The organism is Natrinema sp. LJW11, from assembly GCF_056135975.1.
This window is the reverse complement of the sequence record NZ_JBWBDM010000002.1, coordinates 780,695-802,763: the sequence shown is the minus strand read 5'-3', so window position 1 is coordinate 802,763 and position 22,069 is coordinate 780,695. Positions and strand designations below refer to the sequence as shown.

At 65.7% G+C, this 22,069-nt stretch carries 23 protein-coding genes and 1 pseudogene; 9 read left to right on the top strand and 15 right to left on the bottom strand.

Annotated elements, in window-relative coordinates; translation table 11 throughout:
• The first annotated feature begins 43 nt into the window (after positions 1-43).
• Positions 44-1,144: an archaeosine biosynthesis radical SAM protein RaSEA gene (locus tag AC0QDI_RS08590; protein WP_474667166.1), complete on the top strand. Its 1,101-nt coding sequence runs from the start codon at positions 44-46 to the stop codon at positions 1,142-1,144.
• Between the two features lie 87 nt (positions 1,145-1,231).
• Complete coding sequence (locus AC0QDI_RS08585; protein WP_226040602.1) at positions 1,232-1,396, top strand: hypothetical protein; 165 nt, start codon at positions 1,232-1,234, stop codon at positions 1,394-1,396.
• 3 nt (positions 1,397-1,399) lie between these two features.
• On the opposite strand, the gene AC0QDI_RS08580 is transcribed toward AC0QDI_RS08585, so the two are convergent.
• The 4 genes from AC0QDI_RS08580 to AC0QDI_RS08565 form a co-directional block, all read right to left on the bottom strand.
• Entirely contained in the window at positions 1,400-4,195 is a 2,796-nt protein-coding gene (locus AC0QDI_RS08580) for a PAS domain S-box protein (protein WP_474667164.1), read from the bottom strand.
• Between the two features lie 130 nt (positions 4,196-4,325).
• The gene (gene purQ, locus AC0QDI_RS08575) at positions 4,326-5,006 is read right to left on the bottom strand and encodes a phosphoribosylformylglycinamidine synthase I (protein WP_474667162.1); all 681 of its coding nucleotides are present in this window, start codon (positions 5,004-5,006) and stop codon (positions 4,326-4,328) included.
• Entirely contained in the window at positions 5,007-5,258 is a 252-nt protein-coding gene (purS, locus tag AC0QDI_RS08570) for a phosphoribosylformylglycinamidine synthase subunit PurS (protein ID WP_474667160.1), read from the bottom strand. It lies immediately after the preceding gene.
• A gap of 154 nt (positions 5,259-5,412) precedes the next feature.
• Positions 5,413-5,727 (bottom strand): HalOD1 output domain-containing protein, encoded by a 315-nt coding sequence (locus tag AC0QDI_RS08565; RefSeq protein WP_474667158.1) that lies wholly within the window; start codon positions 5,725-5,727, stop codon positions 5,413-5,415.
• Between the two features lie 606 nt (positions 5,728-6,333).
• On the opposite strand from AC0QDI_RS08565, the gene AC0QDI_RS08560 reads away from it, so the two are divergent.
• The gene (locus AC0QDI_RS08560) at positions 6,334-7,293 is read left to right on the top strand and encodes a formyltetrahydrofolate deformylase (RefSeq protein ID WP_474667156.1); all 960 of its coding nucleotides are present in this window, start codon (positions 6,334-6,336) and stop codon (positions 7,291-7,293) included.
• Positions 7,294-7,479: 186 nt separating this feature from the next.
• Here AC0QDI_RS08560 and AC0QDI_RS08555 read toward each other — a convergent pair whose 3' ends face one another.
• The 3 genes from AC0QDI_RS08555 to AC0QDI_RS08545 all read right to left on the bottom strand — a co-directional run bounded on the left by AC0QDI_RS08555 (position 7,480) and on the right by AC0QDI_RS08545 (position 9,763).
• Entirely contained in the window at positions 7,480-8,733 is a 1,254-nt protein-coding gene (locus tag AC0QDI_RS08555; RefSeq protein WP_474667154.1) for a sensor histidine kinase, read from the bottom strand.
• A gap of 65 nt (positions 8,734-8,798) precedes the next feature.
• Entirely contained in the window at positions 8,799-9,458 is a 660-nt protein-coding gene (locus AC0QDI_RS08550) for a helix-turn-helix domain-containing protein (RefSeq protein ID WP_474667153.1), read from the bottom strand.
• A 134-nt stretch (positions 9,459-9,592) separates the two neighbouring features.
• Positions 9,593-9,763: a DUF7576 family protein gene (locus AC0QDI_RS08545; RefSeq protein WP_474667151.1), complete on the bottom strand. Its 171-nt coding sequence runs from the start codon at positions 9,761-9,763 to the stop codon at positions 9,593-9,595.
• A gap of 179 nt (positions 9,764-9,942) precedes the next feature.
• Between AC0QDI_RS08545 and AC0QDI_RS08540 the strand changes: the two are divergent.
• A pseudogene (locus AC0QDI_RS08540) lies at positions 9,943-10,041 on the top strand (YkgJ family cysteine cluster protein); the annotation flags it as partial.
• Between the two features lie 124 nt (positions 10,042-10,165).
• On the opposite strand, the gene AC0QDI_RS08535 reads toward AC0QDI_RS08540, so the two are convergent.
• From AC0QDI_RS08535 to AC0QDI_RS08525, 3 genes are all read right to left on the bottom strand, one after another.
• Positions 10,166-10,825, bottom strand: a complete 660-nt coding sequence (locus tag AC0QDI_RS08535) for a hypothetical protein (protein WP_474667149.1) — start codon at positions 10,823-10,825, stop codon at positions 10,166-10,168.
• A gap of 162 nt (positions 10,826-10,987) precedes the next feature.
• Positions 10,988-12,007 (bottom strand): phosphoribosylaminoimidazolesuccinocarboxamide synthase, encoded by a 1,020-nt coding sequence (locus tag AC0QDI_RS08530; protein ID WP_474667148.1) that lies wholly within the window; start codon positions 12,005-12,007, stop codon positions 10,988-10,990.
• A gap of 141 nt (positions 12,008-12,148) precedes the next feature.
• The gene (locus AC0QDI_RS08525) at positions 12,149-12,439 is read right to left on the bottom strand and encodes a hypothetical protein (RefSeq protein WP_474667146.1); all 291 of its coding nucleotides are present in this window, start codon (positions 12,437-12,439) and stop codon (positions 12,149-12,151) included.
• A 199-nt stretch (positions 12,440-12,638) separates the two neighbouring features.
• Between AC0QDI_RS08525 and cofH the strand changes: the two genes are divergently transcribed.
• Together cofH and AC0QDI_RS08515 are read left to right on the top strand one after the other, a co-directional pair.
• Complete coding sequence (gene cofH / locus AC0QDI_RS08520) at positions 12,639-14,018, top strand: 7,8-didemethyl-8-hydroxy-5-deazariboflavin synthase subunit CofH (protein WP_474667145.1); 1,380 nt, start codon at positions 12,639-12,641, stop codon at positions 14,016-14,018.
• Positions 14,019-14,198: 180 nt separating this feature from the next.
• Complete coding sequence (locus AC0QDI_RS08515) at positions 14,199-14,627, top strand: hypothetical protein (protein WP_474667143.1); 429 nt, start codon at positions 14,199-14,201, stop codon at positions 14,625-14,627.
• A 46-nt stretch (positions 14,628-14,673) separates the two neighbouring features.
• Here AC0QDI_RS08515 and AC0QDI_RS08510 read toward each other — a convergent pair whose 3' ends face one another.
• On the bottom strand, positions 14,674-15,318 hold the full coding sequence (locus AC0QDI_RS08510) for a cyclase family protein (protein WP_474667141.1): 645 nt from the start codon (positions 15,316-15,318) through the stop codon (positions 14,674-14,676).
• A 140-nt stretch (positions 15,319-15,458) separates the two neighbouring features.
• On the opposite strand from AC0QDI_RS08510, the gene AC0QDI_RS08505 reads away from it, so the two are divergent.
• On the top strand, positions 15,459-16,217 hold the full coding sequence (locus AC0QDI_RS08505) for an SDR family NAD(P)-dependent oxidoreductase (RefSeq protein ID WP_474667139.1): 759 nt from the start codon (positions 15,459-15,461) through the stop codon (positions 16,215-16,217).
• A gap of 142 nt (positions 16,218-16,359) precedes the next feature.
• Positions 16,360-16,818 (top strand): nucleoside deaminase, encoded by a 459-nt coding sequence (locus tag AC0QDI_RS08500; protein WP_474667137.1) that lies wholly within the window; start codon positions 16,360-16,362, stop codon positions 16,816-16,818.
• Positions 16,819-16,846: 28 nt separating this feature from the next.
• Here the strand turns inward: AC0QDI_RS08500 and cofG are convergent, their stop codons facing one another.
• From cofG to AC0QDI_RS08480, 4 genes are all read right to left on the bottom strand, one after another.
• On the bottom strand, positions 16,847-18,010 hold the full coding sequence (cofG, locus tag AC0QDI_RS08495) for a 7,8-didemethyl-8-hydroxy-5-deazariboflavin synthase subunit CofG (RefSeq protein WP_474667135.1): 1,164 nt from the start codon (positions 18,008-18,010) through the stop codon (positions 16,847-16,849).
• 72 nt (positions 18,011-18,082) lie between these two features.
• Positions 18,083-18,775 (bottom strand): 2-phospho-L-lactate guanylyltransferase, encoded by a 693-nt coding sequence (gene cofC, locus AC0QDI_RS08490; protein WP_474667134.1) that lies wholly within the window; start codon positions 18,773-18,775, stop codon positions 18,083-18,085.
• Positions 18,776-18,952: 177 nt separating this feature from the next.
• Positions 18,953-20,131, bottom strand: a complete 1,179-nt coding sequence (locus tag AC0QDI_RS08485; RefSeq protein WP_474667133.1) for a tubulin/FtsZ family protein — start codon at positions 20,129-20,131, stop codon at positions 18,953-18,955.
• 247 nt (positions 20,132-20,378) lie between these two features.
• Positions 20,379-21,353: a complex I NDUFA9 subunit family protein gene (locus tag AC0QDI_RS08480; RefSeq protein ID WP_474667132.1), complete on the bottom strand. Its 975-nt coding sequence runs from the start codon at positions 21,351-21,353 to the stop codon at positions 20,379-20,381.
• Positions 21,354-21,457: 104 nt separating this feature from the next.
• Between AC0QDI_RS08480 and tmk the strand changes: the two genes are divergently transcribed.
• Entirely contained in the window at positions 21,458-22,063 is a 606-nt protein-coding gene (tmk, locus tag AC0QDI_RS08475; RefSeq protein WP_474667130.1) for a dTMP kinase, read from the top strand.
• The last annotated feature ends 6 nt before the right edge of the window (positions 22,064-22,069 follow it).

Genomic DNA, 22,069 nt, shown 5'->3' with positions numbered 1-22,069 from the left:
ACAGACGAAGGCGCTTTACGCCCCGGACCGCTTGCGTCTCCTAATGAGTAAACCGAGCCCCGAGGTCTACGAGCAGGGCAAGGGCATGGACGCCCACAATCAGGCGATGCGGGAGATTCGCTCGCGCAAGGAGGCCAGCTACGATCCCCACGAACCGACCCGCGTCTGGCTCGACGAGGACAACACCCCCGACGGCGTCAGGACGAGCCTGACGATCATTCTCAACACCGGCGGCTGTCGGTGGGCCCGCGCCGGCGGCTGTACGATGTGTGGCTACGTCGCCGAGAGCGTCGACGGCGGCTCCGTGAGCCACGACGCCTTGATGGACCAGATCGATATCTGTCTGGAACACGAGGAAGACAACGCCGACGAGACGGCCGACCTCATCAAAATCTACACCTCCGGATCGTTCCTCGACGAGCGGGAGGTCGGCGCGGAGAGCCGACGAGCGATCGCCGACACCTTCGCCGACAGGGAACGCATCGTCCTCGAGTCCCTGCCCGACTTCGTCGATCGCGAGAAAATCGGCGATTTCACCCAGTACGGCATCAACACGGACATCGCGATCGGCCTCGAGACGGCCACCGACCGCGTGCGACACGACTGCGTGAACAAGTACTTCGACTTCGCGGACTTCGAGGACGCCTGCGCGGAGGCCGCCACCGCCGACGAGGAGGCGGCTGAGGGCGTCGAGGCCGGTATCAAGGCCTACCTCCTGATGAAACCGCCCTTCCTCACCGAGTCCGAAGCCGTCGCGGACATGATCTCGTCGGTCGAGCGCTGTGCCGACGTCGACGGCTGTCACACCGTCTCAATGAACCCGTGTAACGTCCAGCGCTACACGATGGTCGACGACCTCTACTTCAACGATGGGTATCGACCGCCGTGGCTCTGGTCGGTGGCCCACGTGCTCGAGGAAACGGCGGACGTCGACGCCATCGTCGTCTCGGATCCGGTCGGCCACGGCTCCGATCGCGGCCCGCACAACTGCCAGGAGTGCGACGACCGCGTCCAGAAGGCGATCAAGGACTTCGACCTGCGGCAGGATCCCTCGGTCTTCGAGCAGGTCTCCTGCGAGTGCGAACTGACGTGGGAGACCGTCCTCGAGCGCGAACGGAGCTTCAATCAGCCGCTAACCCGCTAGCGAAACCCCCGATAGTCGCCGATCCGATGGCTTCTGGTTGTGGAAGCCGGCCGCACTTATTTGACTGCAGTCCCGCTACCGTTGCGCATGGCACTCCCGTCGTTCTCGGACTACTGGAACGAACTCGAGCCCGCGCTGTTGATCCTCGTCGGATTCCTCCTGTTCGTCTTTCCCGAGCCCGCGACCTCCGCGCTGGGCGCGGGGCTCATGCTACTCGGTGTCAGCTGGTGGTTCTACGAATGGGGCCGGTAGTCCCTAGTCGCCGGTCGCCGTCTCGTCCACTGCCGCCCGGACGGCCTCCGTGTCGGCGCGTGGCACCTCGAGCGTGACGACGGTGCCGCGAGGGTCGTTGTCCGCGAAGGAGAGCGTTCCGCCCGCCTGCCTGACGATCCAGTTGACCAGCCAGAGCCCGAGGCCGCTCCCGTGGCGAAGTTGCGTAATCTCCCGGTCGCCCTCGAGCAGCTCTCGCTCTTCGCTTGGCATGCCGGGGCCGTCGTCGGCGATAGACACGGTGACGATCCCGTCGTCCGGTCGATCCCGGAGCGTCACGTCGATCGTCGGTCGCCCCCGATCGCTGTGCTCGACGGCGTTTTCCAGGATCTGGAAGACGGCCGTCTGGAGGTACTCGTCGGCCCGGGCGAACGTTCGGTCCGGCAGCGAGCAGTCGATGGTCACCTCGTGGGCGCGCTCGAGTCTGTCGGCCGCTCGGTCGACGGCCGCGGAGAGATCGATCGGTCCGGTCGGGACCTCCTCGCGGTCGAGCACCCGTTCGACGGCGCGAGTCTTCTCCGCGAGGCCGGTGAGTTCGCCCGCACGATTTCGGATGGTCTCGACGTACTGGTGGTCCGCGCCGTCGATGCTGTCGGTGAGCATCTCGGCGCAGCCGTTGATGATGTTCATTCCGTTGCGCAGGTCGTGACGGAGAACGCGATTGAGGATCTCGAGGCGCTTTTGGCGCTGTTTCTGGGCGGTAATATCGGTGTAGAGCCCGAAGGCGCGATCCGACGAGCCGTCCATCTCCATCGGAACGACGCGAAGCCGGAAGTCGCGCAACCCGTTCGCCGTTCGCCGTTTGACCTCGGCGTCGCCGATCTCGCCCCGGCTTCCGCGGCGATTGAGCGTGTCGGCGTCGGCCGTTCGATCGGTCGGAACGACGTACTGATCGAGCGGGTTCCCGACGAGGTCATCCTCGTCGTAGCCGAAGGTCCGTTCGAACGCCGGGTTGACCTCCTCGACCACCGGGTCGTCCTCGAGGTGCGTGACGCTGACGACGGCGTCGGGAACGTTTTCGAACAGCGCCGCGAACCGGTCGCGCTCCGCCCGGAGACGTCCCTCGAACGCGATCCGGTCGAGCGAGTCGATGACGTGAGAGAGCAACAGTTCCGCCAGTTCCTCGTCGGCCGGCGTGAACGCGTCCGGCTCCGTCGAGGCGGCCAGGAACACGCCACGGTCGGCGATCGGAACGCTCAGGGCCGATTTACAGTCGTCGCTGTCGGAACGGACCGAATCGTACCCCGCGTCGATATCGTCGACCCGGACGGGCTGTTGTGCCCGATAACATCGCCCTGCGAGGTCGTCGTCGTCGATCGGTACCGTCGCGTCGAGGTCGATCTCGAGCGTCGACGAAACCGCCTCCGGAACGAGTGACTCCCCTCGAGCCAGCGCGACGCAGCAGGCGTCGAAATCGAGGACGTCTTCGGCCGCTTCGACGGTCAGGTCGTATATCTGCGCGCGGCTCGAACAGTCATCGAGTCGGGATGCGATGTCGTGGAGACTCTCGATTTCACGCTCGCGAGCCGCCCGGTCGAGCGCCGCTTCGGCGGTCGTGGCGAGGACGCGGATGAGGTGTCTATCGGCGTCGTCGAGCCCGTCCTCGCCCGATGACGCCACCGCTAACATGCCGTGGTCCCCGAGCGGCTGGAGGACCGAGTTCCTGACCTCGGTCCCGATCTCGTAGGGGATGCGATCCGCCGAGGCGTTCTCGAGAATAGTCGGCTCTCCGCTGACGTAGGTTTCCCAGATTCTGGAATCCGACGGTCCGATCGACGTGATGTCGCCGGTGTGCTGGTCGAGCGCCGGCGACGCCCCGGCGAGTTCGAGCGTCTCCGTCTCCTCGTCGTGGAACCTGATCGCGGCGAGCGGCCGATCGATTACGGCCTCGGTCGCCGCTATGACGATGTCGGCGATTTCGTCCGTCGACTCGGCACGGATCAGGGCGTGCGTGGTCTCCTGGAGCGCCTCGAGGGCGTTCGCGCGCTTGCGATCCGCGGTAACGTCCTGTCCGAACGAGAGGACGCCGACGATTTCCCCCCCTTCGACGAGCGGCGCGTTGACCCACTCGCAGGTTATCGGCGTCCCGTCCCTGTCGACGTTGCGACTCACTCGTCGGGACTGCAGGCCGTCGGTGTCGCCGCCGGTGAGGTCCTCCCAGTACTCGAGTACCTCTCGACGCTCGTCGTCCCGAACCAGCAGATCCAGTGCCGATTCGCCCCTGGCCTCGTCGGCGGTATAGCCGAACAGTTCGGTCGCCGCGGGGTTCCAGTTGCGGACTTCGAACGCGAGGTTCCACTCGATGATCGCGAGCGGCGACTGCTCGACGAGCAGTTCGAGGCGGCTCGAGGGGTCTTCCGTCGGCTCCGGTGGCCGGATATCGTCGGCGTCGGTGGTCGATCGCGACCCGGCTGACCGGTCGTCGAGTACCGCTTCCAGCCGCGACACGAGCGTGTCGACGCCCTGGTCGCGAGGAACGTAGCCGTCGGCCCCCGCGGCGACGACCGCGCCCGCGAGCGCTTCGCTGCCGTCGGCGGGAAAAACGACGATCGGAACGTCGGAGCGCTCCCGAACCGCCCGACAGCACTCGACGGGGTCGGCGTCGCGGGCCGATCCAGCGATCACGACGCAGTCGACGCTCTCGAGGCGCGCCAGACGCGCGTCAGTCGACCGAACCGTTTCGGTCGCGACGCCGCGCTCCTCGAGGGCGCGTTCGACGGCGGCTCCCGCATCGGCAGTAGCGCCGATAATGCGGGCGCTCGGTCGGGTATCCGTTCCCATTCCCTGTATTCCAATCGACTCCAACGAACGCCGACACTATTACTGTTCGATTCGACTCAGATTCTGAGTCGTCGTCCGCTCGCCACCGCGTCGGCCTCGAAAACGGGTTTCTCGGAGGTTCTCTGCCGTGTTAGGGTGATTCGAAACCCCGGAGGACCCCTTGCCCGTCGGTCGGGCCGACGTCGGGAAGGGTCGCGCGCTCGGGGTGGGGCATCAACACGGCGACGGACTCGCGCTCGCCGAGGATGCCGGCGACGTTGTGCTTGGAACCGTTCGGGTTCACGTCGGGGCCCGTTTCGCCGCTCTCGTCGCAGTACCGAAAGAGGATCCGTCCCTCGTCCTCGAGTTCGGCCAGACGGTCGTCGTCGATCTCGTAGCGTCCCTCGCCGTGGGCGATGGGAACCTCGATGACCTCGCCCTCGTCGTAGGCGGCGGTCCAGGGCGTGTCGTCGCGCTCGACGCGCAGGTAGACGTGTTCGCACTGGAAGCGAGCGCTCTCATTGGTCGTGAACGCGCCCTCGGTCAGGCCGGACTCGCAGCCGATCTGTGCGCCGTTGCAGACGCCGAGCACGGGAACCCCCTCGGCCGCGGCCTCGCGGACCTCGGCCATGATCGGCGAGCGGGCCGCCATCGCCCCCGCGCGGAGGTAGTCGCCGTAGGAGAACCCGCCGGGAAGGACGATCCCCGTCGTCTCCTCGGGGAGCCCGTCCTCGTGCCAGACGATCTCGGCGTCGATCTCGAGGTGTTCGAGGGCGCGCTCGGCGTCGCGGTCGCAGTTCGAGCCGCCGAAACGAAGTATTGCGACGGTCATCTACCGCTCGTCGACCTCCACGTCGTACTCGTGGATCGTCGGGTTCGCGAGCAGCCGTTCGGCCATCTCGTCCGCTCGCTCGCGCGCGCCGTCCGCCGAGTCGGCCTCGAGGTCGACTTCGAACCGGTCGGCCGCCCGCAGCCCCTCGAGTTCGAAGCCCAGCCGCTCGAGGGCTCGCTTCGTGGTCTCGGCCTCGGGATCGAGAACGCCCCGTTTGAGTCGAACCGTCACCGTCGCGGTGTAGGCGGTCATTATCTGATACCCCGTAACCGTGCTCAAAAACGCTTTCGCCTTGGTCCCGAAATGCACGTTCGTGGATACCGGTGAGCCGCAGACGGCGGAGGCCGCGTCACCGGTTTCCGGCCGGCAGTCGCCCGACGGCCGATGGTAGTCGCCCGACGGCCGATTACGTTATTCGCGCGACGACGATGTCTCCCGTCGCGTGGACGGTGACCGTGTACGCGTCCAACTGGAACGACACCTGTCCGGTGTTGCGGCCCGCGGTTCCGTTCGTCGGCTGGAAGAGCGTCTCGAGGCTCTCTGGGTTGATCCGGTCGTAGAGCCGTTCGACCTCCGTCGGGTCGATTTCCGAGAGCTCCGCGACCGTCGAGACGATCGTGTTGGTAAGCGAGTCCGTTCCCGTCCAGTCGTGTGAGACGAACGCCGTCTCCCGGTCGCGATCGATACGTGATCGGCCGTGATCGTGTGGTGTTACCGTCATTGTGTTCACCTTTCGGCTGGCGACTGTCACTGTGAGTGACTGGAAAATCGTTCCACAGTAACCGGCATAAAACCCTGTCAGACATGTTACAGCGCGTTGTACGACAAAATAAACGAATTCAGGGGACGGGTAGGGGAACTGACAGCGACCGTCCGTCATACGTCTGACGAACGCGGTATCGTGACCGAGAACCGCGTCCCACGGCGAGTCGTCCGCGGATGAATCGGTGCGATAATCGGCCGCTGGTCCGCGTCGAACGACCGTTTTACCGCTCGAGCGGCCGGAATCGGTCGTCGACGTGCTGACGACACGACGCTCGGGGCCCGTCGTCGACACCTCGCCACAGTAGCCACTGAAACGAGTGACACGCTGATCGCACAGCGCCGTCCGATCAGGTGTGCAGTGACGGTCAGTGACTGCGATACCACACTGTCCGCGATCGAACCAACCGACCGATTCGTGGCCCCTCCGCGGCAGTTCAGGAGCGATTGTGTCGTGCAAAGCCCGCGTCGCGGGCGATTCTCACGCGCCTCCACGGAAAGCAGGACTTTTAGCCGCTCGTGGACTGAGTTTCGTCGTGATGACGCGACACTCGCTCGAGCGGAGGTGGCAGCGGTGACGACCGACGTAACGGAGATCACGGTGATCGGAGACGACGACACCGGACTCATCGCCCGGGTGACCAGCCTCCTGTTCGAGCGCGGGATCAACATCGAGGACCTCGATCAGGCGGTTCGCGACGACGTCTTCCGGATGTATCTCGCCGTCGACACGAGCGAGATGGTCTGTACGGAGGAGACGCTTCGGGACGACCTCCGCGACCTCGGCGACGACCTCGGACTCGACGTCCAGGTTCGATTCCCCGCCGACCGCGAGAACCAGCAGATCGCCGTCCTCGTCACGAAAGAGAGCCACTGTCTCGAGGCGCTGTTCGAGGCGTGGGCCAACGACGAACTCGGCGCGGATATCGGCGTCGTCATCGGCAACCACGACGACCTCCAGCCGCTGGCCGAGCACTACGACGTGCCGTTCCACGACATCGGCGACGAGGGCGGTCAGCAAAACGAAGACCAGTTGCTCGAACTCCTCGCGGAGTACGACGTCGACCTGATCGTCCTCGCGCGGTACATGCGGATCCTCAGTCCGAACGTCGTCTTCCGCTACGAGGACCGAATCATCAACGTCCACCCGTCGCTGCTGCCGGCGTTCCCCGGCGCGGAAGCCTACCGGCAGGCCGTCGAGGAGGGCGTCCGGGTCGCGGGCGTCACCGGCCACTACGTGACGACCGACCTCGATCAGGGGCCGATCATCACCCAGCGCGCGTTCGACGTCCCCGACGACGCCGACCTCGACGAGATGAAACGCCGCGGGCAGCCGCTGGAGGCCGACGCCCTGCTCGAGGCGGTCCAGCTTCACCTGAACGGCGACGTCTCGGTCCACCGGGGCCGAACGTCGGTTCGAGAGAACGGCACCGACTACCAGCTCGGACTCCCCGAGGAGATCGAGGAGTTCACGCCCGACCGGCCGGTCGACGGGATCGGGAGCGTGGTCGCGAAGGATCAGTAGCTGAGCGGGTATACCGGCGGACGGCCGGCGGTGTCCCGAATTGCTCTCCAGTTCTCGGCGACTTCGACGAGGAGACCGTGACCGTCTCGGAGCGCATCGATAGCCGATTACTCAAGTACGCGTGGAGAGGGCTGGAACGCTCGGTGTGCTGGACGCGCCGATCCGATCGACCGCTCCGCCGGATCGTTATCGCTCGGCCCGCGCGTTCGCTTTCTCCGATTGCGCGACGACACCCGAGGTGTTCGTCGGATCGACGGCGTTCGGAAGCGTGAAGAAGAACGTCGATCCCGTTCCGGACTCCGAGTCGACCCCGATCTCCCCGTCGTGGCGCTCGACGATCCGTTTACACAGCGCCAGTCCGATTCCCGAACCGGCTTGCTCTTCGGTCGAGTGACCGCGCTGGAACAGCTCGAAAATCCGGTCGGTATCGTCGGCGTCGATACCGACGCCCTCGTCGCGAACCGAAATCGTCCACTCGGGCCCCTCGCGTGCTGCCGACACGTGTATTCGCGGCGGTTCGTCGCCGCTGTACTCGATCGCGTTGCTCAGCAGGTTCTGGAAGAGCTGCTGTAACTGCCGTTCGTCCCCGTTGACGGTTGGCAGCTCCTCTCGCGTGATTTCGGTATCGGTCTCGTCGATCTTGAACTGCAGGTCCGTGAGCACGTCGTCGAGCACGACGTCCAGATCAACGGCCTCGAACGGGTCACCCTGCGTCTCGACCCGGGAGTACTCGAGCAGGCCGTCGATCATCCCTTTCATCCGGTCGGCACCGTCGACGGCGAACGCGATGAACTCCTCGCCGTCCTCGTCGAGTTCGTCGCCGTACCGGTCCTCGAGCAACTGGAGGTAGCTCGTCACCATGCGGAGCGGCTCCTGCAAGTCGTGGGAGGCGGCGTACGCGAACTGTTCTAACCGATCGTTCGACGCTTCCAGCTCGGTGACCGACTCCTCGAGGCGCTCTTCGGCTCGTTTCAACTCGTCGTTTTTCCCCTCGAGCAGTTCGGCCTGCATGAGGGTCTGGGCTTCGTAGACCCCGATCCCCAGTCCCGCGATCGTGCCGATCGTGAGCAACACGGCCTGGGTCCCGAACGAAAAGTCGACGGTAACGCCGGGGTGAAGCATGCGCAGGCCGAACACGATTGCCATGACGGCAATACCACCGGCGACCCGTGACACGATACGGGGGTAGAACGTGGGCGGAATATCACTGCCAGGTAACCAGATCCAGATGTACAGTAGGACGAATCCGAGCGAGCCGATCAGAACGAAATCGAGTATCGCTTCCAGGAGGATGCCGCTACTGTTCAACGTGTGGATCGCTCTCCCGACTGCACCGAGCAGAATCAGGAAACCCAGCGCGGGAACGACGCGGTGCCAGCGGTTCAGCTTCTGCAGGTACGATTCCCAGATCGCGTCGAACTCGCCGGACTTCCCAACCACTGTCTTCCATACGAACGGCGAGGCTGTTCAGCATCACTTTTTACTATACAACCTCTTTAAATAAGCTACCGCGACGGGTCCGCGAGTCCGGGTAGCGTTCCCCCGAGAATTTGGTCGATCCCGCGCCGGAGGCGGGATGCGACGGCCTGCTGCGTGATACCGAGTTCGGCCCCGAGTTCTTCCATCGTCACCTCGCGCGGCGAGTTGAAGTACCCGCGGACGTAGGCGAGTACCAGCGCCTCTCGCTGTGGATCCGTCAACGCTTCATGGGTTTCCGTCTTGATCGGAGTAAGCGCGTGAAGCTTCGTCAGCGTGATCGGGATCTCCAGCTCTTGACAGCGCTTCTGAAAGGCCGCGATGTCGCTTCGGTCGTCCCCGCGAACGTCGAACGTCCACTGCCGGTTCGTGCCGACGGCTTTGATGAGCGGAATCTCCGTCTCCGTCAGCGTGCTCAACACGCCGTCGTACTCCAGCGTCCACTCGACGCGCAACAGATACTCGTCCTCGACGGAATCGACGAGTTCGATGCGTTGCACACCTGGATGATCGGGGAATACGTTCTCGATGTCGTCGATCGCAGTCCCTCGAATCCAGAAGTAGGGAACGACCACGTCTCGTGCCGGGATAATCCGCTCGAGTTCGACCGTCACGTCCGGCAGCCGTTCGAATACGCTCCCGAGCGGGAATTCGTCGGACGGCACCGTAAACGTCGCTTCGGTGGCCATTGCTCACTTATTCCGTCCCAGCGGTAAAGCCCTGTTCGAGCCCCGTCACTCGAGGCGGTCGGCGAACCACGCCGCGGCGCGGTCACATCGTCGAGATGTCGGCCGCGACGAGGGCACTGGACTGCCTCCGAGGATCAGACGTCGGACGACGTTTCCCAGATATCCCGGCAGTCGTCGCTACAGAAGTGTCTGTAGACGGTCGTCCCGTCTTCGACCGTCGTTATCACGCGCTGTTCGGCGGACGATCCAACGGAATCGCCGCAGTGTCGACATTCGGGTGTGTCCTCGTCCGTCGAGTCAGTCATCGGTTGACAGGTGGGACGTGACACACTTTAACGAATCCATTTCGGCCGTATCGGCCACGGGCGGTCAAATTTGCCGGCGTAGGGCGCGGCGGCCACGGGGTGTCCCGACCGATCCGCGTCGAGGGGGCCTTCGGCGACGATCCGTTCGTCGACCACCGCTGTCCGGAGTGTTGCACCGAGTAGCAGACGAGTACGCCTCCGCCGATCCCGACCCCGGCAAGGTCGTCGTCCACGACTTGGAGGACCCGAAGCGAATCGACGGGACGCCCCTCGAGGACGAGCCGAAAACGGACGCGAAGTCGTGGAACGCGTCACTGACGGTCGGCGCCCTGCTCGAGTTCGAAACGCGAACCGCGATCGTCGCGACGACGAAAAAACGCGGGGGATTCGGCTACGCAGCGGTTACGCGCCCGTCGCGCCCGAGGTCTGGCCCGATCGTGACGTCTGCACAATCCCGTACGCGCTGACGAGAGACAGGCTCATAATAAGGATGCCGGCCGCGGCGTTGATCTGTATCACGAGGGTCCGACTGACCCCGAGGACGAACGGCGCCGCGATCGTCCACGCGCCGAGCAGCGCCAACGCGCCGGCGAGGGCGACGATCGGCTTGTCCTGACTGATCCGAAGCGCGTGGACCGACGCGAGTACGGCCATCGTCGCCCCCAGTAGAACGTTGTGGATCCCCATCCACTGGGTGACGGTGAACACGGCCGTCGAAGCCATGACGAATGCGCTGATGGCCGCTGCGAGTCCCGCTGCCCGTTCTGCTAGTACTAGCGTGCCGTCGCCGTTGGTCACGCTCAGTACACCCGTCCGATCGAGGAGCCCCATCCGATTTTGCTCGTCGTTCGATTGCTCCGTTTTCTGTCGTCTCGAGGAGTCGGCGGACGAGGACCGCGCAGGCTGTGCGGGCCCCCAGTCGTCCGACCCCTGCGAGAGGACGGTGAGTCCGAGGATGACGAGGATAAACAGCGTCAGCATCCCGCTCGCGACGGCCGCGATCCCGCTGGTGAGGCTGAACGCGACGATACTCGCTACGATTGCGCTGGCGGTGAAACTCATTGACGCTCGGTCGCATGTGTTTCGTCCCCCAATATGAGGGTTACTTATCTGTTTCGAGCGCGCCACACGATAGCATCTACCGCATTCTGCGATGGGCGACGACGGCCGAGCCGACGCCAGCGCCCGAGGCGACGGTGCGAGGACCGGCGCGATCGCGTCGGGTTACAGCCGCCGGACCGCACCGATCGCGCTCGAGAGCGGCGGCGCGTCGAAGAACTCCCGACCGGTGTAGGCGTTGGCCCCGGCGCAGTAGAGGTTGCTGGCGGTCTCGAGGACGTCGTCCTCGAGCGGCGTGGGATCCTCGTCGCAGAGGGACTTCCAGTCGGCGACGTCGTCTCGCTTCGCCCGGGCCTTGGCGGCGTCGACGGCCTGGACCCACTCGGGCTGGGTGCGCTTGTGGTACTGGCGCAGCACTTCCTTCGAGAGCTGGGTGCCCTCGTAGCTGAAGCGGTTCTCGTCGAAGGTGCCGACGACGTCGGCGACGCGGATCTCGCCGCCGTAGTATAGGCATTCGATCTTGCCGTCCTCGTGGACCAGCCCGGCCGAGTCGGCCTGCTCGGTGACGATTCGGTTAACCTCGCGGGCGAGCGATTCGAGGTCCTCGATCGACGCCGCTCCGGCGATCGAATCGGCTTCCGCGCGCTCGAGGTGGCGGTCGCCTTCTTCGTACTTCGTGGTGAACTCGACGATCGGCTCGTCGAGGTCGACGGCCTCGTCGGGCCAGCTATCGAACGAGAGTCCGTGATCGGCGGGCTCGGTTCGGCTCCGCAGGCTCGAGCCGACCGGCACTCGGTTTCGGAAGACGATTTCGAGGGGGATCAGGTAGTTCTCGCCGGCCGCGTCGTGATAGCTATCGTAGTCGTACTCCCGGCCCTCGTTCGGGAGATCGGGCACCTGCGTGAGGTCGATGGCCATCTCCCAGGGCGGGTGGGTCGCGTCCGCGAGGTCGACGACCTCGCCGTTCTCGACGACGCCGCGATAATGGGTTGGAACGCCTTCGCGCTCGAGCAATTCGAAGTTGAACGCGCCCATCGTACAGAGGCTCGCACCCTTCCGGGGGATCTGGTCGGGCATCTTCCCCCAGTCGAACACCGAGTAGTCGTCGGTGAAGACGAACGACCCGCGGCCGAGTTCCTCGTCGGTCGCGTCTTCTTCGATGCGGAACTCTTTGACGCTCGTCACGCGAGACACCTCGGGACGTGTTCGCCGCCGTCGCTCATATTCCAGTTGCCGTGTCCGGACCGTAAGAAGGTTTCAGTATCGGGTCGGTGGAGCCGAACCGATGACGCGCTCTCTCGTTTGAAGCTCCGTTTTCGCACGCTCTCAGTCGTCTTCGACGGTCGCGAGCAGTTCTTCGGCCTCCTGGTGCAACGGCCCCTCGAGCGGGTCGTCGTCGACGAGTTCCCGAAGCGTCGAGTCGCACTGGGGCGTCGCTAACTCCTCGAGGGCCTGGCGACGATACCGGTCGTCGATGCGCTCCGTTCGGACGAGCGCCTCGAGTTCGTCGCACTCGTTGGCGGTTCTCAGTTCCCGAATCGCGCCCACCCGCTTTTCCTCGGCGGCTCCCTCGTCGAGGGCGAGCTCGACGCATTCATCCGGCGTCCGTGAACTCATGGGCCACTGTTCGTGGTCGCCGCGGATAGTTCCGAGACCTGCGTTCGACGATGTCCGTCAGCTGGTGGCTCGCGGACAGTCACCGCTCGAGCGCTGTGGTCCCGCTCGAGCGAGCGCGGTGCGACGGGATGGCATCGTCTCGCGGCGGCCGATTCCGCATTCACCATGCTTTTCTCAGTGTACGGACACCGTTACATCGATGGAGCGACCGGTGACCGAGGCCGACCTCACGTTTGATCACGTTCCCGAGACCGACCAATCATTCGAGAACGCGCTAGCAAAGGCACGCGACGGCGACCGGCTCACGGTCGACGACGCGATCGAGTTACTCACGACGGGAACCCAGAGCGAGGGGATCGACCGGAAACGCAAGGAACGCGTGCTCGAGGCGGCCGACCGACGCCGCGCCGAGCAGGTCGGCGAGGAGGTCACCTTCATCGCGAACCTGAACAACAACGTCACGACGGCCTGTAACGTGGGCTGTCTGTTCTGTAACTTCAAGGACGCCGCTCACACCTTCGAGCGCGAGACGGAAATCGAGACGGCCGGGTTCACGAAGACGCCCGCGGAATCCCGCGAGATCGTCGCCGACGCCGTCGATCGGGGGATCTACGAGGTCACGTCGGTCTCCGGCCTCCACCCCGCGTTCGCGCTCGACGAGGAACACCGCGAAATCCTCGACGACCACCCGAACCCGAAGGCGGTCAACTACAAGCCGCCCGCGGTCTACGACACCAGCCCCGGCACCTACGCGGACCAGATTTCGGCGATGAGCGTCGACGGGGTGCACGTTCACTCGATGACGCCCGAGGAGGCCTACCACGCCCGGCGGGGCACCGACTGGTCCTACGAGGAGGTCTACCGCCGACTGCGAGATGCGGGGCTCGATACCGTTCCCGGAACCGCAGCGGAGATCCTCGTCGAGGAGGTCCGCGAGGTGATCTGCCCCGGCAAGATCAGTACGGACGGTTGGCTCGAGGCCATGGAGGCCGCCGCGAACGTCGGCCTCGCGATGACGGCGACGATCATGTACGGCCACGTCGAGAACGAGGCCCACCGCGCGATGCACCTAGAGCGGATCCGGGACCTGCAGGATCGGACCGGAAACATCACCGAGTTCGTCCCGCTTTCCTTCATCCACCAGAACACGCCGCTGTTCGAACACGACGTCGTCTCGGGCGGCGCGAGCATCGACGAGGACGAACTGATGGTCGCCGTCTCGAGGCTGTTCCTCGATAACATCGACCACATCCAGTCCTCGTGGGTCAAGTACGGCGACGAACAGGGGCTGAAGCTGCTCTCATGTGGTGCCGACGACTACATGGGAACGATCCTCTCCGAGGAGATTACGACCCGCGCCGGCGGCGAGCACGGCGAATTCCGCTCCTTCGCGGACTACGTCGAGATGATCTCTTCGATCGGTCGAACTCCAGTCGAGCGCTCGACCGACTACGAGAAACGCCGCGTCATCGACCCCGACGATCCGCCCTTCGGGCCCCAACTCGGACCGAAGGCAGACGGGACTCCGCTGTTGACTCGAGCGGAGCGCGAGGAGCGGACGGTTCCGGCCGACGACTGATCGCTCCCGGCCGTCTCGTTCCGTCGTCCCGCCCCTCGGCGCTGACTGAACGTCGCTCTCGGATACTACAGCGCATTTTTCAGTTAGACGAATATCTAACTGTAGCCGGGTCCCACCGACGAGTATGTCAGCTGAAAAACCTACTGAACGAACGTCCGGCATCGGCGTTTTGCCCCGATAATGTCGGTCTCGTTTCACCGAAACGGTCGACTGCTACTGGGACTCGTTCTCGTCGTGAGTACGATCGCGCTCGCCGGGTGTGTGACGCGGGACGACTATTCGACCTCGATCGGCGAACCGACCAACGGGACGGTCATACGGAACGTCTCCGTGTACGATGTAAACGAGCTGGACGGTGCGCGGTACGAACTCGACTACCGCCTCGAGGACAGCGACGCGATCAATTACTCCCTCGAGACCTACGAGCGGACGAACGGGACGGACGAACTCCTCGATACGTCCGCTCTGACGGGGCGCGAACCGACGTACAAGAACGACCTCGCACCGCCGTGGGACCCCGGTGACGAGCGGACGTACAGACTCGAGGTCGTCCGAACGGACACCGATGCGGTCGTCGACGCCGTCACGATAACGATCGAGCGAGAGTAGGGGACTTAGCGGCTCGGCGCGCACTGCTGAGACGGTCGGGGAGGAGTTACGAGTCTCGGTCGACGACGCCGACGGCTCGCACCGGCGCGCCGTCGCCCGCGAGCGCCAGCGGATACGCCCGGAGCTCGAACCGATCCCCGACTGCTCCGAGGTTCGTCAGGTTCTCGAGGATCAGCAGATCGTCACCCAGCAGCGCGTGGTGGGCCTGAACCCCCTCCGGCTCGTCCGCACTCGCGTTTTCCGTCGGCGTCGGATCCGGATTCAACGCGTCCACAGCGACGTCGAATCCCCGCTCGACGCACACCTCGGCCGCCGCCGGCGAGAGATAGGGGTGCTCGAGGTACCGGTCGGTCCCCCAGTGGGCGTCCCAGCCGGTCCAGAACGCCACGAGACCGGCGTCGCCGTCGGGCACACGCGCCGCGGGTATCGGCTCGCGGGCCTCGAGGTCGCGACAATCGATCCGGACGGCGTCGACGACGAACCGCTCGATCGGATACGCCTCGAGGGTCTTCCCGTCGGGTTCGGTGTGTGCGGGTGCGTCGACGTGGGTTCCGGTGTGACTCCCGCACTCGAGGGCCGAGACGCGAGCCTCGTCCTCTTCGTCGGTCGCGTGGGAGCGGACGGCGACCTCGGGGTCGCCGGGATAGGTCTGCATCCCCGTCTCGATCGGCTGAGTGAGATCGACGTCCATACGGGATCGCCATCGCCCGACGGACATAACGCTGTGCGAACGCGTTCGCGGAACGGTGACCGTTCGGTACCCCGGACGGCCGAACGCGGGGCACCGAATCATATATCATGATTTATACCACCGCTCGACAAGGTATGGGCATGCGACTCAAGGACAAGACGGCATTTATCACGGGTGCAGGGTCCGGCCTCGGCCGGGAAGCAGCGCAGTTATTCGCCGAGGAGGGCGCGACGATCGTCGCGGCCGATATCGACCTCGAGAGCGCCGAGGAGACGATCGATCGGGTCGAGAGCGCGGGACGGGAGGGGATCGCACTCGAGCTGGACGTTCGCGACGCGGACGCGGTCCACGCGGCCGTCGACGAGGCCGTCTCGGAGTTCGGCCTCGATATCATGGTGAACAACGCGGGCGTGAGCCACGAGCGCTCGAACGTCGAGGATATCGACGAGGGCGAGCGCGATCGAGTGATCGATATCAACGTCAAGGGCGTCTGGAACGGCTGTCAGGCCGCGATTCCCCACTTCAAAGAGCAGGAGTCCGGAGCCATCGTCAACACGGCGTCGCTGGCGGGCGTCATCGGCGCGCCGCAACTGGGCGCCTACTCGCTGTCGAAGGGCGCGGTCGTCAACTTCACGCGGACCGTCGCGGCGGAGGTCGGCCCGGCCGGCGTCCGGGCGAACGCGGTCTGTCCGGGCGTCACGGATACCGCGATGCCCCGAAAGAACCGCACCGAAGCGGAGTGGGAGGCGACCAAAGAGGAGATGTCGAAGTTCTATCCGCTCAAGCGCCTCGGCGAACCCGAAGATATCGCGAACGCGATGCTCTTCTTAGCGAGCGACGAAGCCGACTGGATCACCGGCCAGGCGCTGGTCGTCGACGGCGGCTTCTCCTGTACATAGCTTCATACGGACTGCCGTCAGTCAGTTCCGGTGCGACCGAAGACCGTCTCGCGGTCGCACCGGTACATCGGTACAGCGGACCGTATCACTCGAGTGCCGCTCGAGGGGGAAGCGTTTCGGAACCGGCGATCGAACGGCCGCTATGGCCACCGACGAATCGTACGTGCGGCAGGCAATCGACCTCGCGGAAGCGGCGGTCGACCACGGCAACACCCCCTTTGGCTCCCTGCTCGTCGTCGACGACGCGGTCGTCCGGACCGCGGAAAACACTACGCTGACCGACGACGACGTCGCGGCCCACCCCGAGTTCAAACTGGCCCGGTGGGCCGCACGCGAGCTCGAGCCGGCCGAACGGGCGGCCTGTACGATGTACACGAGTACCGAGCCCTGTCCGATGTGTGCGAGCGCGATCGCCTACGCGGGGCTGGGCCGGGTCGTCTACAGCGTGTCCGTCGACTCGCTCGCCGCGATCCGGGACGACGGCGTGATCGAGATCCCCTGCGCCGAAGTCGTCGAGCGAGCCGACGCCGACACGAGCGTCGAGGGACCGGTCCTCGCGGACGAGGGGCTGGCGCTCCACGAGGACTACGCTTCGGAATGAGAAGAGGCCGGTCGGACGCGGATCGAGGCTAGTCCGCGGTCGCCGCCGTCTCGTCCTCGAGTACCGACCGATACCGCCGTCCGGCCGCCCCGTCGTCCGCGAGCGCAGCCCGAATCGCTGCGGAGATCCACTCCCGGTCGCCGTCCGCGCCGTCGGCGAGGACGCCGTCGAACCCGTCGGTCCGTAGCTCGGCGGGTAGGAACCGCTCGTAGACCGGAAGTCGCTCGCCCAGCGGCACGCCCGCGTGGTCGGCGATCTCCTCGAGTTCGCGCAGCGCGGGCCACTTGTAGTCGGGGTTGATGTGGTCGTCGGTCACCGGCGAGACGCCGCCCAGATCGTCGACGCCGCAATCGATCAGCTCCTTGGCGGGGGCGAGGTTCGGCGGCACCTGGACCGAGACTTCCTCGGGCAGGGCGGCCCGCGCCATCGCCGTCACCTGCCGCATCGTCGCGAGGTCGGGCGAGCCGCCCGACCAGCGCTCGTTCTCGACGACGGGCTGGACGATCACCTCCTGAATGTGGTCGTAGCGCTCGTGGAGTTCCCGAATGGCCAGCAGGCTCTCGGCGCGGTCGCGCCAGTCCTCGCCGATCCCGACGAGGATTCCGGTGGTAAAGGCCACGTCGAGTTCGCCCGCGTTTTTGAGCGTACGCAGCCGCTGGCCCGGAACCTTGCGCCGCGGGCCGGCGTGGGCCCCGACCTCGGCAGTCGTCTCGAGCATCACGCCCATGCTGGCGTTGACGTCCGCGACGGTCGCCAGCTGCTCGCGGGTCTGATCGCCCGGATTGGCGTGCGGGAGCAGCCCCTCCTCGAGTGCCACCTCGCAGGCCTCGCGCAGATAGGTATGGATCGAGTCGTGGCCCCACTCCTCGAGTTGCGCGTGAATCTCGGTGTAGCGATCGTCGGGATCGTCGCCGAACGTAAAGAGCGCTTCCGTGCAGCCCGCGTCGGCCCCGCGCCGGCAGATCTCGCGGACCTCCTCGAGCGAGAGCAGGGAGGCCTGCCCCGGCGGGTCGAAGTAGGTGCAATACGTACAGGTGTAGCGACAGGCCGTGGTGAGCGGGACGAACACGTTTCGGGAAAACGTCAACGACGGCGGTGCCTCGACGTCGGTCGGGCTGATCTGCAGGAGCTCCTCGACGGCCCCGTCCTCGACCGCGATATCGACGCCGTACTCGCTCGCCCCGGGAAACATTACCTCTGGATGTCGTCCCTCGGCACATAAGGGCTGCCTTCCTGCGCGGCTGGCTGACGGGTAGCCACCGCGTTACTTCGCGCCGCTCCCGTCGCGAACGATGTCGACGCGCCCGTCCCGATCCTCGAGTTCGAACCCGAACGCCCGGAGACGGGCGGGAGCGCGGTTCGTCTCGAGCCCGTGGACGAGCACCTCGACGAGATCCGCCGGTTCGTCGATGTCGGTCGCCAGTCGGAACGAGTCGACCGTCTCGAGGCCGGCACCGACGTCGAGAGCGATCTCGCGGTGGTCGAGATAGGAGGCTCCGTGGTAGTCCACGCGGAACTCGGGATGTCGAACGACGAGCGCGTTCGTCCCGCCGCCGCGTCCCGGCGCGATCGCGATATCGGCCTCGAGAGAGAGGAGCGTCTCGAGCGCGTCCGGGGTCGCCAGCGCGAGGTCGGCCATGACGACGGCGACGGCGTCGGGAACGTCGCCCGCACGGTCGCAACGCTCGCGTCCCGGGAGTCGCGCGTTGACCGCGTCCGTCAGCGGCCGATCGTCGACCGTCCCCGATGCCGACGCGGCGACCTCGCCCGGGAGATCGAGCTCCTCGAGATCGAGCGGCGCGGTCGAGACGATCCTCGGCTCGTGTCCCGCGCCGACGATCGCACAGAGGACGTCTGCCAGCATGGCTCGGGAAAGCGCCTCGCGCTCGGCCGGCGTGAGCACGGACTCGAGGCGAGTCTTCGGCGTCTCGGCGGCGAACGGGACGATGACGCGCATCTGAATCTGGTTGCGGTAGTTCGGGGGCGCTCAAAAACACGTCGGAATGCGCCCGTTCGCCGTGGCGAAACACGCGCCGCGAGCAAACGAATACGCGTCGGGTGCGCGAGTGTGCGCCCGGCCTCGTGCCCCCCGACACGAGTCCGGGCGCTCGCCACTTGCCGACCGACCGACGGCCTAGAACAGCGGCTCGAGTTCGTCCTCGTCGTCCTCGACGAGTTCCTCGAGGTTCTCGCTGCTGTCCTGCTGGATGTCGTCGATGTTGTCCTGGGCCTCGATCGCGACCTGCTGCAGTCGCTTGATCCGCGGGACGTTCGTCACGCCGGAGAGCAAGATCGCCGCAGCCACTTCGGGCTCCCCGCGCGGGAAGTCGCCGCCGCGAACTTCCATGCTTCCCGTTTCCTCCTCGAGCCACTTCCGCCCGCGCTCGATGCCTTTCCGGTTCAGATACTCCGAGGGTCCGGAGAGCACGAGCAGGGCGCGCTCGGTGCCTTCGATCTCACACGGGAGCGTGAGTCGGCCGAGGGCGGCCTTGCGGACGAGGCTCGTGATGCGGTTCGTGGTGTTCGCGGCGTCGAGACTGTCGTCGCCGCCGCCGTCGCCGGTAAACCGGGAGAGCAGACCGCCGCCCGAGTCTACCTCGACGTCCTCCGAGGCGAAGCCGACGGTGGAGACACCACCGCCGGAGAGCGTGTTGATGATCTCGGAGGAGTCGACGACGCTCTCGGCGACCTCCTGGCCCTCTCCGACCTCGCCGGCGCCGAAGAGGATGCCGAAGCGGCGGACGATCTCCTCGTTGATCTGGTCGTAGCCGCCTTCCATGGACTCGCCGGTCTGTCGCCACGAGTCGTTGTCGAAGACGAGCAGGTTGTCGACCTCGCGGACGAACGTCTGGAACGATCTGGCCGCGTTGAGCGTGTAAATCCCGCCTTCGTCCGTCCCCGGCAGGACGCCGAGGCCGTAGACCGGGATCGTGTAGATCCGCTTGAGGTGTTTGGCGAGGACGGGCGCGCCGCCGGAACCGGTGCCGCCGCCCATGCCGGCGACGATCAGAAAGGCGTCGACCTCGTGGGTCGGGATCGAGTCGATGGCGTTCTGTACCTCGTCGATGTCCTCCTCGGCGACTTCCGCGCCGAGTTCGTTGTCAGCACCCACGCCGTGGCCCTTGACGCGGGCCTGGCCGATGAGTACGCGATTCTCCTGTGGTATATTATCGAGACCGATGAGATCCGCCTTCGCGGAGTTGACGGCAATCGCCGCGCGGACGATTCCGCTACCCGTCCGATCGTCGTAATCGAGGAATCGATCGACGATTTTGCCACCGGCCTGTCCGAATCCGATCATCGCCAGCTTCATTGTTTGTTTGGGGGCTCCGTTGCATTGGTACCAGTGCAATGGAGGATATAAGTCTTTTGCTGAACTGAATTTCACGTCTTCTGTACTATTCCGCCGTATCGGGTGACTGAAGTGGCATTTGCGCCGATTCTTTGAACTCGAAATCGCCGTGTGCTCCGTCCCGTCCTATTTTTTAAGTCAGCCGTTTCCCCGACCTCGATCGCGACGTGAGCGGTTGCCGTGAGTGACGACTCCACCGATCGGGAGATCAGATCGGTTTCGCCGATCGTTCCTGACGGTCCGTCCCGTTCTGGCCGAGATATGCGCTGAGCGTCGTCATCGACGCCGGATCCCGGCCGAAGACGGTCACGTCGTTGTCGTCGACGGTGTTATCGAACTCGAGCGACCGGGCCTGGTCCGGGCCGAACGGAACGAACGGCAGCGGACCGATCACCGAGAGCCCGAGTTTGGCTAGTCCTATCGGGATCGGAACGATCCTGACGTCCTTTCCCTCGGCGCCGTACGCGAGCTCCGTCACGTCCGCGAGCGTGACGACCTGCGGGCCGGCGAGTTCGTAGGTTTCGCCGACGTGGGCGTCGTCTGCTCGCGGGCCACGCCCGCTCGCCTCCGACGCGCTTTGCGCCTCGCTACCCTCGAGCGCGTCGGCCAGCATGGGAACGAGATCACCGACCCAGATGGGTTGAAACCGCGTCTTTCCGCCGCCCGGCAACGCCGTCAGGTACGGCGTCGTCAGCGTTTTCGTAAAGTCGACGAACTCGTCGCCGTCGCCGAAGACGACCGACGGACGAACGATCGTCCACTCGAGCGCGGCGTCGCGGACCACCGCCTCCGCCTCGCCTTTGGCGCGAATGAACGCGGTCGCGCCGTTCGGGTCGGCGCCGAGCCCGCTCATCTGTAGGAATCGGTCGACGCCGCCGGCCTCGGCGGCGCGAACGAGGTTCTTCGTTCCCCCGAGATGGACCTCCCTGTGGCTCGTCCCCCGGGGCGGTTCGAACAGCGGCGAGAGCGAGACGAGGTTGACGACCGCGTCGTGACCCGCGACGGTGTCGACGATCGAGTCGTAGGCCCCGACGTCGCCCAGCGCCGACTCGACGCCGTCGGGGAGCCGGTCGTCGTCGACCGGTGACCGGGAGAGCGCCGTCACCTCGTGGCCGCGTTCGGCCAGTTCCGAACACAGGTTCGTGCCGATGAAGCCGGTGCCGCCGGCGACGAGGATCTTCATGGCCGACACGTGAGTTCGTAGCGATAAATAGATGGGCGGCGACACTGCGTGGCCCGTTCGACGCTCTCGACAGATTGTAGTATCCGTCACGAGGAGGGTCGACCATGCTCGTCACGCTCGAGGGACTGGACGGCAGCGGCAAGACGACGGTCTGGGAGGCCTTGCGCGAGCGCCACCCCGAGGCCACGTTCACGCGCGAACCCACGGACGATTCCTGGTACGGCGAGGCCGTCTACCGCTCGATCGAGGACGACGACGCCGATCCGCTGGCGGAACTGTTCCTCTACACCGCCGATCACGCCGATCACCTCTCGCGGGTGATCGAACCCGCCCTCGAGCGCGGCGGCCTCGTGGTCTCCGATCGCTACTCCGACTCGCGCTTCGCCTATCAGGGCGCGACGCTCGCGGCGGCCGAGGGCTACGACCTCGCGGATCCGCTCGAGTACGTCGTCGACGTTCACCGGCCGTTCTCGATCGAACCGGATCTGACGATCTATCTCGATCTCGACCCCGAAACCGCCGCGGCTCGCGCGGGGACGACGAACAAGTTCGAACGCGCCGAGTACCTCGCGTCGGTTCGGGACAACTACGAGCGACTGCTCGAGCGCGACCCCGATCGGTTCGTCCGCGTCGACGCGACGCAATCGCCCGAGGCGGTGCTCGAGGCGGCGGCGGACGCGCTGGCGGAAGCGGTCGACGAATCGCGCTGACCTCGA